14 protein-coding genes are annotated in these 15,020 nt (G+C 57.1%); 7 read left to right on the top strand and 7 right to left on the bottom strand.

Annotated features, from left to right (window positions below):
* The first annotated feature begins 252 nt into the window (after nucleotides 1–252).
* The 3 genes from ACVDG9_RS10960 (at nucleotide 253) to guaD (ending at nucleotide 2,967) form a co-directional block, all read left to right on the top strand.
* Entirely contained in the window at nucleotides 253–1,200 is a 948-nt protein-coding gene (locus ACVDG9_RS10960; RefSeq protein WP_055653938.1) for a cation diffusion facilitator family transporter, read from the top strand.
* Nucleotides 1,201–1,303: 103 nt separating this feature from the next.
* Nucleotides 1,304–1,489 carry a hypothetical protein gene (locus ACVDG9_RS10955; RefSeq protein ID WP_206906339.1) on the top strand — a complete coding sequence of 62 codons (186 nt, stop codon included), beginning with the start codon at nucleotides 1,304–1,306 and terminating at the stop codon, nucleotides 1,487–1,489.
* A gap of 182 nt (nucleotides 1,490–1,671) precedes the next feature.
* Nucleotides 1,672–2,967, top strand: coding sequence for a guanine deaminase (guaD, locus tag ACVDG9_RS10950; RefSeq protein ID WP_447238302.1), 1,296 nt, complete (start codon nucleotides 1,672–1,674; stop codon nucleotides 2,965–2,967).
* A 44-nt stretch (nucleotides 2,968–3,011) separates the two neighbouring features.
* On the opposite strand, the gene ACVDG9_RS10945 is transcribed toward guaD, so the two are convergent.
* Nucleotides 3,012–4,235: an MFS transporter gene (locus ACVDG9_RS10945; RefSeq protein WP_228930547.1), complete on the bottom strand. Its 1,224-nt coding sequence runs from the start codon at nucleotides 4,233–4,235 to the stop codon at nucleotides 3,012–3,014.
* Between the two features lie 70 nt (nucleotides 4,236–4,305).
* On the opposite strand from ACVDG9_RS10945, the gene ACVDG9_RS10940 reads away from it, so the two are divergent.
* Nucleotides 4,306–4,752 (top strand): helix-turn-helix domain-containing protein, encoded by a 447-nt coding sequence (locus tag ACVDG9_RS10940; protein WP_447237967.1) that lies wholly within the window; start codon nucleotides 4,306–4,308, stop codon nucleotides 4,750–4,752.
* Between the two features lie 8 nt (nucleotides 4,753–4,760).
* On the opposite strand, the gene ACVDG9_RS10935 is transcribed toward ACVDG9_RS10940, so the two are convergent.
* The 3 genes from ACVDG9_RS10935 to rplM all read right to left on the bottom strand — a co-directional run bounded on the left by ACVDG9_RS10935 (nucleotide 4,761) and on the right by rplM (nucleotide 7,258).
* Entirely contained in the window at nucleotides 4,761–6,107 is a 1,347-nt protein-coding gene (locus ACVDG9_RS10935; RefSeq protein WP_447237966.1) for an MATE family efflux transporter, read from the bottom strand.
* A gap of 204 nt (nucleotides 6,108–6,311) precedes the next feature.
* A complete protein-coding gene (gene rpsI, locus ACVDG9_RS10930; RefSeq protein ID WP_022999426.1) occupies nucleotides 6,312–6,788 on the bottom strand; it encodes a 30S ribosomal protein S9 in 477 nt (158 codons plus the stop codon).
* Between the two features lie 2 nt (nucleotides 6,789–6,790).
* Complete coding sequence (gene rplM, locus ACVDG9_RS10925) at nucleotides 6,791–7,258, bottom strand: 50S ribosomal protein L13 (RefSeq protein ID WP_006935155.1); 468 nt, start codon at nucleotides 7,256–7,258, stop codon at nucleotides 6,791–6,793.
* 287 nt (nucleotides 7,259–7,545) lie between these two features.
* On the opposite strand from rplM, the gene ACVDG9_RS10920 reads away from it, so the two are divergent.
* Nucleotides 7,546–8,793, top strand: coding sequence for a GGDEF domain-containing protein (locus tag ACVDG9_RS10920; RefSeq protein WP_447237965.1), 1,248 nt, complete (start codon nucleotides 7,546–7,548; stop codon nucleotides 8,791–8,793).
* A gap of 26 nt (nucleotides 8,794–8,819) precedes the next feature.
* Here the strand turns inward: ACVDG9_RS10920 and ACVDG9_RS10915 are convergent, their stop codons facing one another.
* Nucleotides 8,820–9,245, bottom strand: a complete 426-nt coding sequence (locus ACVDG9_RS10915) for a PaaI family thioesterase (RefSeq protein ID WP_447237964.1) — start codon at nucleotides 9,243–9,245, stop codon at nucleotides 8,820–8,822.
* Nucleotides 9,246–9,403: 158 nt separating this feature from the next.
* On the opposite strand from ACVDG9_RS10915, the gene ACVDG9_RS10910 reads away from it, so the two are divergent.
* On the top strand, nucleotides 9,404–10,399 hold the full coding sequence (locus tag ACVDG9_RS10910; RefSeq protein ID WP_447237963.1) for a hypothetical protein: 996 nt from the start codon (nucleotides 9,404–9,406) through the stop codon (nucleotides 10,397–10,399).
* A 40-nt stretch (nucleotides 10,400–10,439) separates the two neighbouring features.
* Here the strand turns inward: ACVDG9_RS10910 and ACVDG9_RS10905 are convergent, their stop codons facing one another.
* Both ACVDG9_RS10905 and bmt read right to left on the bottom strand, forming a co-directional pair.
* Complete coding sequence (locus ACVDG9_RS10905) at nucleotides 10,440–11,783, bottom strand: ferredoxin reductase family protein (protein ID WP_447237962.1); 1,344 nt, start codon at nucleotides 11,781–11,783, stop codon at nucleotides 10,440–10,442.
* A gap of 230 nt (nucleotides 11,784–12,013) precedes the next feature.
* Nucleotides 12,014–13,042 (bottom strand): betaine--homocysteine S-methyltransferase, encoded by a 1,029-nt coding sequence (bmt, locus tag ACVDG9_RS10900; protein WP_055653920.1) that lies wholly within the window; start codon nucleotides 13,040–13,042, stop codon nucleotides 12,014–12,016.
* Between the two features lie 348 nt (nucleotides 13,043–13,390).
* Between bmt and ACVDG9_RS10895 the strand changes: the two genes are divergently transcribed.
* Nucleotides 13,391–14,929 (top strand): trimethylamine methyltransferase family protein, encoded by a 1,539-nt coding sequence (locus ACVDG9_RS10895; RefSeq protein ID WP_022999432.1) that lies wholly within the window; start codon nucleotides 13,391–13,393, stop codon nucleotides 14,927–14,929.
* Nucleotides 14,930–15,020: the final 91 nt, after the last annotated feature.

The raw sequence follows: 15,020 nt of genomic DNA, 5'->3' as shown, positions 1-15,020 counted from the left end.
TTGCGCCGCTCCGGATCAAGCGGCACGGACTACCGGGTGTGTCATTTACCGGACACCCGAGGACGGTCTTTCAGGTTTTACCAGTGATGGATCGTCCCGCCAATCCCGAGCCGCAAGGCCCGCTACAGAGTGTCGAACCAGAACTTGTCCCCCGTCTCTTTGGTGCTGTTCCTGTTCCGCTTCTTGTCAACCGGGGGGATATGTCGAAAGATCGGGTCGCCCACCTCTCCCTGCAAAGGAAGGATCACAGCCATGAGCGACAGCGGCCATCACGACCATGCCGGCGGCGGTGCGCACGGCCATTCTCACGACCATGATCATGGTCAAGGGCACGACCATGATCACACCCCTGAAGTAACGGACAAGAACGCCCGCGCTGTTGCGTGGGCAGGTCTTTTGATTGCTGCCTTCATGTTTGCGGAGCTGATCGGCGGCTGGCTTTCAGGGTCTCTGGCGCTGATGGCGGACGCCGTCCACATGGTTACGGATGCCGCATCGCTGGGGTTGGCCTGGTGGGCTTTTCAGCAATCCAAGAAACCTGCAGATGCCCGGCTAACATATGGCCGCGACCGATTGCCGGTGCTGATTGCCTTCGCCAATTCCATATTCCTGCTGGTGGTGACAGGCTGGATCTGCGTGGAAGCTGCCGGGCGTTTCATGGAGCCGGAGACCGTGCTTGCAGGCCCGATGTTCATCATTGCCGTTATCGGCCTTCTGGTGAATATCGGCGCCTTTTTCATTCTGCAGCGAGGCGGCGACGGATCGCTCAACATGCGCTCTGCGATCCTGCATGTGCTCGGCGATCTACTCGGCTCCGTTGCGGCGATCGCGGCCGCTATCGTCATCTATTTCACGGGTTGGTATCCGATTGACCCGATCCTGTCGGTTTTCGTCGCTGTGCTGATTGTTCGTTCTGCGGTCGCCGTGATGCGCCAGTCCGCGCATATCCTGCTGGAAGGCGCACCGGCTGACATCGACAGGGACACCCTGAAAACCGATCTGTTGAATGAAGTCCCTGGCCTCGCCGACGTTTATCACATCCATCTCTGGTCGCTGGCCGAAGGCAAGGTGAATGCCACCATGCATGCCATCTTGAAACCGGAAGACAGTCCGGACGCCGTTTTGCAGCAAATCCGAGAGCGGTTGAAGACAAGGCATGGCATCGGCCACGTGACGATCGAGGTAACTGAAGGCTCCTGAGTTTCTGAGATTTCTGAGGACACCCTTCCCGATCATTGCCGCTGTTTTGAAGTCCCCAACCGTTTACGCGAGATTATCTCTTGCCGGTTAGCCTGAAGTCAGGATGGCTGGCTATGACAGAAATTCGGCGCAGGACCCGGCACCAACGGCCTGGAACGCCAGAAACGAAAACACCGCACCTCCGGAAGGTGCGGCCACCATTTTCACGTTTTATGCCTGTCTTGCCATTCTCGCCACACTGGCAGCGCTGGGTGGAGCGCTATTTTCCCTGGCTGGATCCGGGCAATAAAGTCGGCTTGCCTCACACACATATTTTGTCCTCGGGATTATTTCCCGTCTTTCTCCGGATTACGCGGCGATCCACGGGATACCTTCACGGGACCGTTGTCGCCTTGCGCCTCCAGGACTAAAACGAGGAACAAACTGGCAATTGCCGGTCCATCTCCATGAGGAATTCCTGCCGTGGCAGACATGACCCCGAAGATCCTGCGCGGCAGGCTGCTTTCTTTCTCCACCGCCCCCAAAGGGCCGGATGACACGGACGCTTACAGCTATATCGAAGACGGTGCCCTTCTGCTTCGGGGCGGCAAGATTGCTGCTTGCGGCGAGTTTGCGGACGTTGCTGCCACCGCCGATGAAGGAACGGCCATCATTGATCATCGGCCACATCTGATCCTGCCCGGCTTCATTGACACCCATATACATTTCCCCCAAGCACAGGTGATTGCGTCCTGGGCGGACCAACTGCTGGACTGGCTGAACGACTATACGTTCCCGGCAGAAATGAAGTTTGCGGACAAGGCTCATGGGGAACGGATCGCCAAGGCCTTTTATGACGCGCTTGTTGCCCATGGCACCACCACGGCCTCCGCCTATTGTTCCAGCCACCCCGCCTCGGTCGACGCCTATTTCGAGGAGGCGGAACGGCGCGGCATGTTGATGCTTGGTGGCAAGACGATGATGGACCGGAACGCACCAGCCGACCTTTGCGACACTGCTCAAAGCGCCTATGACGACAGCAAGGCTTTGCTGAATAAATGGAATGAACGCGGACGGGCGCATTATGTCGTCACCCCGCGCTTTGCTATCACGTCGACACCCGGGCAGCTTGAAGCTGCCGGAACTTTGTTGAGGGAATATCCGGACTGCCATTTGCAGACCCACATCAACGAAAACCACAACGAAATCGCCTACACGCTGGAACTCTACCCGGAAGCGGCAGACTATCTTGGCGTTTACGAAGGGTTTGGCCTGCTCGGCCGCAAGACCTTGCTCGGTCACTGCATCCATATGAACGACCGGGAACTGGGTGTCATGCGGGAAACGGGCTCCGTTGCCGTTTTCTGCCCGACGTCAAACCTGTTCCTTGGCAGCGGTCTCTTCAACAAGGCCGGACTGGAGCAGGCTGGCGTTCGCACGGCCATCGCCACCGACGTTGGCGGTGGCACAAACTATTCCATGCTGCGCACGCTCGACGAAGGCTACAAGGTTCTGCAGCTCCAGCGCCAGCGCCTCCACCCACTCGCCTGTTTCCACTGGATAACGCTCGGCAACGCCGAAGCGCTTTCACTGCAAGACAGGATCGGCACCCTCGAGCCGGGCACCGACGCAGACCTGGTCGTGCTTGATGCGCGCGCAACGCAAACTATGGCCTTGCGAATGGAGACTGCAGAAAGTCTGTCGGAAGAACTTTTCGTGCTGCAAACCCTTGGCGATGATCGTGCTGTCGTTGAAACCTATGCAGCGGGTAAAGCCTTGAAGTCCTGACACCTTGGCCGGGGCACACCTAAATGCCCCGGTTTTTGGCCGCTTCAGCCAGCGTGCCTTGGCCTGAACGGGCGAAACAGCAACAAGCTGAACCCCGCAGCGGCAAACAGGACCAACGCCAGCGCCGTTCCCCGGTAGACAGTGGCAAAACCGAAGTCCTGAATTGGCATGGTCAGGACCAGCGGCGAAACGACCTGGCCCAGAAACATTGCTGTCGTCACGATGCCCGAAACGCTGCCACGCCGTTCTTCCGGTGCGACTTGCAACGCAAGCAGCAGAAACGACGGCTGCACGAGAGAATAACCCGCCCCGACCAGCGCAGCACCGCCGAGGATGAGCGGCCAGAGAGCGTCTATCGAAAGAATGGCGAATCCCAGCCCCATCAACACAAAGCCGATGCCGAAAGACGCAGACAGGCCGACGAGGGAGCTGATCCTCTTGTAGGCAATCGCAACCACGCCTCCGGTCAGTGTCAATGCACCTAGTCCCATTGCCGTTCCAGAAGCGCTATCGATGCCGTTTTCATCGAGATAATACGGCAACTGGCTGGGCATCAGGAAAAAGAACATGACGGTGACCATGGTCAGCAGGCCAACAGCCAATGCGGGAACAAGCCATCCTTTTTGCGAGGCAAGGTCTGTATTTGCGGCTGTGCTGGCCGCACTCTCGCGGCGAGTGTTTCTTTCCTGTTGCAGGATCGGCAGCAACAGCGGCACCAGCAGAACAGGCAACATATAGACCAGGAACGGCAAACGTGGAGACAGGCCTGCAAGCCAACCGGCAAAGCCGATGAACAGGAAGCCACTGAAATTGATCGCCGCCGTCTGCCATCCCATGAAGGCACTTCGGCGCTGACCGGAAAACAGGTCTCCAACCAGCGCAACCTGCGCAGTCATGGTCATGGCGACCGCAACACCCAGCAAAAGACGACTCACCAGGATCGACTGCAGGTCCGGCAGGTAGGCTCCGGCGCTGCCGGCAAAGGCAAACAGAAGAACGCCAGCCAGCAGCAGCGGACCTCTTCCGAACCTGTCAGCTGCCAGCCCGGCGAACGGTGCGATCAGAACAACGGACAGCGACGGCGCCGCGACCAGAAAGCGGGTCAGGTAAGCCGCAGCGGGTTCATCCGGAAAGCTTGCCTCGAGCGCGGGAAGCGCCGGGCTGATGGTCGCATTCGCCATGATTTTCAAGGTTGCCGTCATCAGCAGCGCGATTGCTGCTGTTTCCAGCCAGAGCGGTCGACCTGTTGATCGAGGTTGAGAAGACATAATGGATTTTCCTTGCCTTTTGAAAGCCAGGAGCACAGCCTACAAATTCAAGTCGACTTGAGGTCAATAGATGAAATTAATGGATATTTCTGAAGTATCGAAGCAAACGAGCATCGCTGCATCGGCCATTCGCCACTACGAGGAAAAGGGTTTGATCACGTCCGTCGGTCGCCGGGGGCTGAAGCGCCTGTTCGGACCGGAGGTGCTGGACCAGCTTGCCCTGATCACGCTTGGCAAGACGGGCGGCTTTTCGCTGGGAGAGATCAAGTCAATGTTCGGCTCCGACGGCCGCCCCGCCCTCTCACGGCCCAGTCTTCACATGAGAGCAGATGAACTCGACAGGCAAATCCACACGCTGGAAGCACTTCGCGACATGATCCGTCACGTCGCCGACTGTCCTGCACCGTCACACATGGAATGCCCGAAGTTCCAGCAGCTGATCCGTATCAGTGGCCGGAGAAGCCGAAGTGAGCGCGTCACCCACAAGTTGCCTCCGGTCAAACCGGGTCGAATGTGATTGACCTGCTACCTTCTTGAAAAGAACAGGATGACCTGACGCGCCTGACGCTGAAAGAGCCCCGGTTCTCGCGGCTTTTCATGATGCTCCTCGACGGAGCGAATGACACCACGCACGATGAGGATGGCAGCGACACCGAACAAGACGCCTCCGGCTGCCTGACCGATCAGGACACCTGGCGCCCCATACAGCGCACCCCCGATCCAGACGAAGGGAATCGTACCGACCGTGTGCCTTCCCCAGTTGAGTATGGTTGAATAGAACGGCCGGCCCAGATTGTTGAAGCAGGCGTTCGCAACAAAGATGGCGCCGTTGAAAAAGAAGGCCAGCGCCAAGGGACCGCAGAAAAGGAAAATCAGGGTCAGGGCAACGCCTTCGGCCTCAAACAGATGAGCGATCGGTTCGCGGAGCATGAACAGAACCAGCGCGGCCAGGCCGACCACAAGTGCCGTAAACAGAAGCGCTTCGCGCAGCGTGTCACGCACCCGGTCGAACCGTCCCGCCCCATAGTTCTGCCCCACGATGGGGCCCACGGCTCCGGACAGCGCGAAGATGGTTGCAAAGGCCAATGGCGACATTCTCGCGACAACCGCCATGCCGGCAACGGCCTCTTCACCGAAATCGGCCATTGACCGGGTTACCCAGGCCTGCCCCACCGGTGTTGCGAGTTGGGTGAGAATTGCTGGACAGGCAATGGCAGCAATTGGCGACATGTCCCTGAAAAGGGCCTTCGGGCGCGGCAATGTCAGGCCGCCGTGGTAGCGGAAGATCGGTACCAGCGCGAATACGGCAATGGCGACGCGGGATGCTGCGCTGGCCATTGCTGCCCCTGTCAGTTCCAGGTCGAAGCCGAAGATCAAAATCGGATCAAGCACTGCATTCACCAGCCCGCCGACAATGGTCGACATCATCGCCCAACGGGCATCGCCATGGGCTCTCAGAACGGCTCCGCCTGCCATGCCGAGCAACAGGAGAGGCAATGTCGGAACAATGATTGCCAGGTAATGAACCGCGAGATCATGGGTTCGACCGGTTGCGCCGATCAACGTGACAAGCGGCCCCAGAGAAATCCAAACGGCCAGTGCAAAGACCGCGCTGAAAAGGAACCCCGCCGTAAGAGCGTTGGAAGCCTGTTGCCGTGCCTCCTCTTTGTCCCCTGCCCCCAGTGCCCTGGCCACGAGCGCACCGGCGGCAATGGCAACGCCGATGTTGAACGAGGTGGTGAAGAAAAGGATCGCGCCGGCGTATCCGACTGCCGCCGCCAGTTCCGCCTTGCCCAGCATGGAAATGAAGATCATGTCGACAAAGTCGACAGCAAAGATCGCCATCAGACCGATAGACGCGGTCAGGGACATTACGGTCACATGGCGAAACAGACTTCCAGACAGAAATTTTGCCTGGGTTGCAGTTGCCTGATCTTTCACATTCGAACTCAGCGGATTGTCCTCCTCATGGGTGGCTGCAAACGTGCCAAAGCCCTAGCAGGCATTGATGCCAACAAAAAACCCGCCGGATCGCTCCGGCGGGTTTTTCGAACTGGTAACTTCCAGATCCAGCGATTAACGCTTGGAGAACTGGAACGACCGGCGTGCCTTGCGCTTACCGAACTTCTTACGTTCAACAACGCGGCTGTCGCGGGTCAGGAAGCCGTTCTTCTTCAGAACCGCACGCAGTTCCGGCTCATAGTGGGTCAGAGCCTTGGACAGGCCGTGACGCACAGCGCCTGCCTGACCGGACAGACCACCACCGGTAACCGTTGCGATAACGTCGTACTGGCCTGCACGGTCGGTCAGCATGATCGGCTGCTGAAGGATCATCTGAAGAACCGGGCGAGCGAAATACTCGGTGTAGTCCTTCTTGTTGATCACGATCTTGCCGGTGCCCGGCTTGATCCAGACGCGGGCAATAGCGTCTTTACGCTTGCCGGTTGCGTATGCACGGCCATTGGCGTCCAGCTTCTGGACATGGACCGGAGCTTCGGGGGCAGCGGTTTCGACCGCACCGCCCAGTTCTTCCAGGGATTGCAGCTCAGCCATCGTTAAGCCCTCTTGCCGTCATTCTTTGCGTTGAGGCCCTTGACGTCGACGAGTTCCGGCGACTGAGCTTCATGCGGGTGGGTCGGACCAGCGTAGACCTTGAGGTTCTTCAGCTGCTTGTTGGACAGAGGACCGCCCGGCATCATGCGCTGAACGGCTTTTTCCAGGACGCGCTCCGGGAAACGACCTTCGAGGATTGCACGTGCGGTGCGCTCCTTGATGCCGCCCGGGTGGCCGGTGTGCCAGTAGTACTTCTTGTTGTCGTACTTGCGGCCGGTGAACACAACCTTGTCGGCATTGATGACGATGACGTTGTCACCGGTGTCAATGTGAGGCGTGAAGGTCGGCAGATGCTTGCCACGCAGGTGATTGGCGATGAATGCGGCGAGACGGCCGACAACCATTCCTTCTGCGTCGATCAAGATCCACTTTTTCTCGACCTCAGCCGGCTTGGCAGAGAAGGTCTTCATGAGATTGATCCGTACTGGTCGGTTAAAGAAAAGGCCCGCGCGGCCTGCAACAAGCCAGCGAACGGACCGAAATTTCGTTCGGGGGCGCTTATACGCTCACGCAGAATAAGCGTCAAGCACGATATTTTCACCACCCCTCTAATTTCTTTATATTTTTCAATAACTTAAAAAAACGGTATTATAATACCGTAAATTAGACCCGGCAAACGCGCGCCAAATACGGCTGATTAAGGCGAAACCCCTGAAATTCTGTAGTCGATTTTACGCCAGCTTAAAGCTGAACCGCCATGATGGGCGGCAAAGAACCAAACTTAAAAGCTGTGCACATGACGTTTGCCAAAGTCAGGACGACACTGACGAACCCCCTGAGTGCCGCCATTCTTGCCGGCTTGATCCTGCTTGCCGGTATCGCTTCGGCGGTGCACTTTCTGCTGGACTGGCAGGTTCACAGATCGATAACGCAAAATGCCGAAGTCAAGGCCATGAAATGGTCTGAACATTTCTTCCGCACCATTCCGAATGCAGAAAAGATGTTCAATACCGATACGGTTGTGCCCGAGGACCTTGCTCGATTGGCCGATTCCTTTGCAATGATCGACACCATACACTTCGAGCTATTCGATGCCGAGGGTCACCGGACATTCCTTTCGACAGATGGACGCGTTGAAGAAAACACATCTTTCAGCCAGACCGCACTAGAAACGTTCCAGACCGGAGTACCTCAATTCTTCCTCCATCACGACGACACAGAGGAAGAAAACGAACAGCACGAAGCCATAATAGAATCCTATGTGCCAGCCGTGACGCCTGACGGCCGACTGCTGGGCACGATAGAAGTCTACGTCGATGTTGGCCCACTGAATGATGCGCTTGAAGAAGCGTTTCAACAAATCAGCTGGGTACTTATCATCGGAACGACCGTGCTGCTCGCGATACCTGCTTCTGCCTACGTTTATCGAACGAACCAGCTCAGGAAAAAAGACCAGCGGCTTCTGGATCTTACGAGATACGACCAGTTGACCGGTGTATTTAACCGGAACTCCATTTCAGAAATCCTGAAGGAGAAATTCGCGACACCAGCCAGTTCGGCGGGAATGGGTGTCCTTTTCGTCGACGTCGACTTCTTCAAGCAAGTCAACGACCAGTTCGGCCATGTGTGCGGTGACCGTCTGTTGAAACATATCGCCCGCATTCTGCAAGCCAGCACGCGTAACAAGGACGACATTGTCGGCCGGTTCGGCGGCGACGAATTCGTGGTCATCGCTTCCAACATATCGCAGGAAAATTTTCGTAAACTCTATGGTCGTGTCATGGAAGGGGCAAAAGCACCCTGTGTCTATGAAGACAAGTCGTATGTTCCAAGCCTGAGCGTCGGGGCCTATCTGACCATAGATGAGGACACCGAAAAAACCGCCATCCACCGGGCGGATCTGGCGGTTTACGCTGCCAAGAGACGTGGACGCGGACAGGTCGTCGAATACACGACCGACCTGGAAGACTTGTTTGCGCAGGACGACGGCAGGCAATCAGCCTGACATCGAGGCCGCCAGTCCGGATACTATCAGCGGGGAGGAACGGAATAGGTCGCCGTGGCATGAGCCACGAGTTCTTCCTGTCCCTCACCTGCAATTTCGCAATCGACAACGGCAAGACGCTTGCCGAGTTTCAACAGGCGGCACGTGGCGAGAAGATCTCCCGCCTCAGGTTTCCGCAGAAAGTTGATGTTGAGATTTGTGGTCACGGCAAGCGCAACCGGGCCAATATGAGCCAGGATCACGACGTAAGCGGCCAGGTCGGCAAGCGCCATCATGGAGGGACCGGAGACTGTGCCCCCCGGGCGCAGGTGCAGCTCGTTGGCGGAAAGGCGCAGGACCGCTTTCCCGGGTGAGATGCTGTCGATCGCATAAACACGACCACCTGCATGGATTTGCGGAAATTCCTTGTCCAGCATTTCCATGATTTCAGTCTCAGTCATAACCGGTGTCATGTAGCCTCCCCTACCACTTTCTTTTTCAATCCATAATCTGATTTTATCTTACGTTCACGTCAATTCGTTTCTTGGGCAAAAGCGGATCCAGACACACAAGGGCCTCACTTCAGTCCTCTGTCTGGCTTTCGTTTTTGAATAATGAGGGTCTTCAATTGATGAGACTGATTGCAGCCTTGCGCAAAGTATTTTCCGCTCGCAGCCTTCGCCCCTTGCCGTCGCTTGTTGTGGCTGCCTCGATTATGACGTTCCCCGGTATCGCCGTGGCCGACGTCAAACATTACCTCTACACCAGTGCAGGTGCGTTTTCCGAGACACGTGAGCTATTGCACAATCCAGCGATTTCCGGCGTTCAGATCCTCTACAACTGGCGAATGCTGGAACCGGAAAAAGGTCGTTATGACTTTTCCGCAATCGAGCGGGACCTTGCCGTAGCCCAAAAATACGACAAGGCGTTTTTTCTCCAACTTCAGGACCGCTTCTTTTGGGAAGGTGCTCGCTTTGTGCCGGACTATTTGCTGAAAGATCCGCTCTATGCAGGCGGCCTTGCCCGGCAGGTGGATGACAGTGAAGCCGAACCCCCGACACCAGAAGGCTGGGTAGCCGTTCAATGGAATGAAGCGGTTCGCTCCCGTTACCAGGCTCTATTGACCGCCCTTGCGGACCAGTTCGATGGCCGCATCGAAGGCCTCAACCTGCCGGAAAGCTCGATCGACATTGACAGACGCAAGGACGAGACGGGCTTCAGTTGCGACGCCTATTTCAACGCGACATTGGAAAACATGGCCCATGCGCGCAAAGCGTTCCAGGCGTCCCATGTCGTTCAATACGTCAACTTCTGGCCATGCGAGTGGGAAAACAGTGAAGGCTACATGCAGCGCAGTTTCGAAAAGGCAGCCGAACTCGGAATCGGTCTGGGCGGTCCCGATATCGCTCCGCATCGAAAGGCCCAGATGAAGAACTCCTACCCCTTCTTTCACCAGTACCAGGACAAATTGCCGGTCATAGCAATGGCGATCCAGGAGCCCACTTTGGAGTACATCAATCCGGAAACGGGCAAGACCTTTACCCGATCAGAATTTATCAAGTTTGCAACCGACTATCTTGGCGTTGACATCATCTTCTGGAGTGCGTCAGCCCCCTGGCTGCAATAAGCCCTTCCCGCACGAAGCGGGCTTTCGCAGGTTGGAGTCCCTATTCTGCTGGCTGTGTCTTTTCGGCGCGGCGTTTTTCGATGGCGTAAATTCCCCGATCCCAAAGCCAGACCGCCAGTCTGCCCAGGCCAATACCGGTTCGCATCTGAAACTCCTCGAAGTGAAACCGGCTGGCTCGCAAGCCTTTCAGCACGAGACTGCTCTTCAGTGTCTTGCGAAGGGGCGCAGGCCCGCAAAAGAAGACATGGGCATTGCGCAGATCGCCCTTCAGGTCTTCGACAATCCGTTCGGGCGTCAGCCTGACGCCTTCAAGCGAATTGACGATCATCAGCTCAAGCTTGCCGGTTTCTTCGGCCAAATGCTGAAGGTCAGCCACATATGGAATGTCGCCACGCTCGCGCACACAATAGTAGAGCTTTATCGGCCCGCTCTCCCGGTGTTTCAGCGTCTGCGCAAACGCAAGGAAAGGAGTTATTCCGACACCGGCGGCAACCCAGACCTGAGGGTCCCGTCCAGACGGCATCGAGAAATTGCCATAAGGACCGGAAACCGTAGCCTCCATACCTACCTTCAGCTCGCGGTACAGGCGGCTGGTGTAGTCGCCGAGATCCTTTATCGTGAAACGCAGAGACCTGTCATCGCGTGGCGCGGCACTGAGTGTAAACGGATGTTCCTCCGTCAAGCCTCTTCCCTTTACCGAAAGGAACGCGAACTGTCCGGCCACATGTTTCAGCCCTCGCCCCTTGGGCTCCAGGAGCACTTCCGTCAGGCCATTGATGTGACGAACGGAGGCAACCTTGTAGGCGTGGCCACGTGGTGCCAACGGCCGCAGAACAGACATCCAGACATAAGAAACAAGGCCGAGCACACAGAACGCAGAAACGTAAAGCCCGAGCGGGTCTGCGTTCGCAAACGGCTTTTCAATAAAGAAGTAATGGAATGCTCCCATGAAAAAGAAGACGCCGATCAGCCGGTGGCTCCACTTCCACAAGTGGTAGGGAATGAAGGTGATGACGGATGCCAGCACCAGGATCAGAAGACCGTAAAGGCTAACCTCACCGATGTCTTCAGCAGCGTCGGCCAGCGGCCCACCACGCAAACCGTCCATATCCGCATCGATGATGTCGTGCAGTCCCAGGCCCACCATCGCGATGATGCCGAGCCATTTGTGCAAAACGTAGATCCGGTCGAGCGGCCCGAACACCAATTCCAGCCCCGGTACGCGCGTCGCCAGGAATTGGTTGATCCCCATCACGATCAATGCAGCGGTTCCAAGATACTGGCTGAAAAGCGCCACCGGATCTCGCGATGCAGCCAACGGGGCGAACCAGAAAAGAGGGATCAGGGCAGCCAGAGCAATCAGTGCAAGTCCAACAGGGCGCAAAACATGTGTCCGTTTCTGGCTTCAGGCTCGAAGCGGTTCCGTTAGCTTGCGGATCGGACGGCGCGCAGTTCCTGCTCATGCAGCATCGCGACTTGCCGACCTTCCGCAAAACGATCGGGATGCGTTAGAGGGCTTACGTGACAGCTGCAACACTGTTGCAGGACTTTCGACGAAAAAAGGCGCCTATTGGCGCCTTTTTAAAACCCTGACTTGTGGCTTGAGCGCAAGATCTAGCTGCGCCTGCGCCCTCTGCGTCGGCCGGAGCCCGAACCATCGTTTTCTGCGCGGGCGGCATCAGCTTCCTTGTTCGGTGGCGAAACAAGCGGACCGATTTCGGCAATCACCTCGTTCAGTGTCGGCCGGGCACCGGCCTGGTGGGCATCCAAGGCTGCGCGCATTGCAGCCAGATGAATCGGCGACGTACCGCAGCAACCACCGACAATCCGCGCACCGGCATCAAGGGCCATATGTGCGTATTTTGCCATAAGCTCCGGCGTTCCGGTGTAGACCACTTCATCGCCCTTGATCTGAGGGATGCCGCAGTTGGCTTTCGCCACGATTATCGCATCAGGATAGGCTTCGGTGATGTCCATGATCGCTGCCAGCAGATCCGACGCACCGACACCGCAATTGGACCCGATCGCGACGGGCGTGCAGGCAAACTGGCTCTGAAGGTCGCCAAGCCCCTTGGGGGAAAGACCCATCATCGTCTTGCCGGCTGTATCGAAACTGGCAGTAATGACCAATGGCAAGTCGAAATTCTGCGCTGCTTCAGCGGCGGCCTTCATTTCTTCGACGGCTGACATGGTTTCGACCCACAAAATGTCGGCACCACCTTCAACAAGGCCTTCCATCTGCTCCTTGAAGGCTGCAACACCCTCTTCATAGCTGAGTGCGCCAAGGGGTTGGAAAAGTTCGCCGGTCGGTCCGACGGAACCTCCGATCAGAACCGTCCGTCCGGAAGCTTCGGCCACATCGCGCGCCAGCTTGACGGCGGCAATGTTGAGTTCCCTGACGCGCCCCTCCGCCTTGTGCAACTTCAACCGATGACGATTGCAGCCGAAGGTATTGGTCAGAATGATATCGGATCCCGCATCGACAAACGATTTGTGAAGCGCAGTGATCTTTTCCGGTTCATCCGTGTTCCATAATTCCGGAGCGTCACCGGAAACGAGACCCATTTCGAACAGGTTCGTTCCGGTTGCACCATCGGCAAGCAACGCCCCCTTCTGGGCAAGGAGCTCTTCCAGCTTGGACATTCAGCAGTCTTTCGTCTTGTTGGTGTCGTCTTCGCCCGTTTTCAGGCCTGTTTCTGCAATAGCAGACCGCACCGGGAAATCCATGTGCGCAAATTATCTTCTACGAAGCCCTGGCCTGCGCGGTTAGGCGTAAAGGCGGTATTTCTGTACGGCAAGGTGACCTCGACCTTCGCTTGGTCGCCAATTCCGAAACCACTTTTCACTGTGCGAAGTCAATGGACTTTCCGGCGAAAATGAAGCAACAAAGCGCCATGACGCTTTTACGGTATTGTGCGACGGTTATGGAGCCGGGTTGTCAGGGCTCCTGATAAAGACTACGCGCAACCAAAATCATCTTGGGAGCATAAGATGTCAGACGCCGCCCCATCTGGCCGTCGAGGAAGAAGCGCCCGCCGCGAGCGCCGGCAAGCCGGACCTGCCGGCCTGGCCATTCCCTACATTTCGCGCAACATTCCGAACTTCGACATTTTGAGCGATGAAGGTGCGGAACGGATCGAAGCCAATACCGACCGCATTCTCGCTGAAATCGGGCTTGAATTCCGTGACGACCCCGAAGTTATCGGTATCTGGAAAGAAGCCGGTGCAGAAGTCGACGGCGAACGTGTCCGCTTTCCAAAGGGCATGCTTCAGGAGCTGGTAAAGACGGCCCCTTCGCAATTTACCCAGCATGCCCGCAACCCTGCGCGCAACGTTGAAATCGGCGGCAACAATCTTGTCTTTGCTCCGGTCTACGGCCCCCCTTTCGTCACCGATCTCGACAAGGGCCGGCGGTACGGCACGATCGAGGACTTCCGCAACTTCGTGAAGCTCGCCTACATGTCGCCGTGGATGCATCATTCCGGCGGCACCGTCTGTGAGCCTGTCGACCTTCCGGTCAACAAGCGGCACTTCGATATGGTCTATTCCCATATCAAATATTCCGACAAGCCGTTCATGGGGTCGGTCACCGCACCGGAACGCGCCGAAGATTCCGTGAAGATGGCGCAGATCACCTTCGGTGAGGACTTCGTCGATCAGAACTGCGTCATGATCCAGCTGATCAACGCCAATTCGCCTCTGGTTTTCGACGCAACCATGCTTGGTGCTCTCAAGGTTTATGCCAAGCACAATCAGGCTTGTATCGTTTCGCCGTTTATCCTGGCAGGCGCCATGAGCCCGGTAACCGTTGCCGGTACGTTGTCGCAAGTGCTGGCAGAGGCTCTGGCCGGTTGTGCCCTGACCCAGTTGATTCGTCCCGGTGCTCCGGTCGTTTTCGGTGCCTTCGTCAGTTCGATCTCCATGCAGTCCGGCGCCCCGACTTTCGGCAGCCCGGAAGGCTCCCTGCTTCTCAACGGGGCAGCAAAACTCGCCCGCAGGCTCAACCTGCCGTTCCGTTCAGGTGGCTCGTTCACCGCATCCAAGAGCCCGGATGCGCAATCTGCGCAGGAATCCGCGCAGACCATTCTGGCCACCTTGCAATCAGGTGTGAATTTCTGCCTTCACGCAGCCGGCTGGCTGGAAGGCGGATTGTGCTCTTCCTACGAAAAGTTCGTCATGGATGCCGACCAGCTCGGCATGATGCATGTACTTGCCAAGGGCATCGAAATCTCTGATGAAACTCTGGCGATGGACGCGCTTCAGGAAGTCGGCCCCGGTGGCCATTTCCTCGGCGCTGCGCACACGCAGCGCAATTTCGAGAGCGCGTTCTTCAGGTCCTCGATCGCCGACAATAACTCCTACGAGCAATGGCTCGCAGACGGGCAACTGGATGCCGCACAACGTGCCAATGCCCGCTGGAAGGAACAATTGGCGGGTTACACGGGCCCCGAACTTGACCCGGGCATCGACGAGGCGCTGCTGGCTTTCATGACCGAACGCAAGGCTTCTTTCCCGGACAGCAACGTCTGATCCGCAGCCGAACACCAAAAAACGCCCCGCCCTCGTGCGGGGCGTTTGTTTTTCAAGAGATTTTCAAAATCTGTTCTTGCAACGCATCGAC

This window comes from Roseibium sp. RP-7 (assembly GCF_053005225.1).
This window is presented reverse-complemented; position numbering and strand designations above follow the sequence as displayed.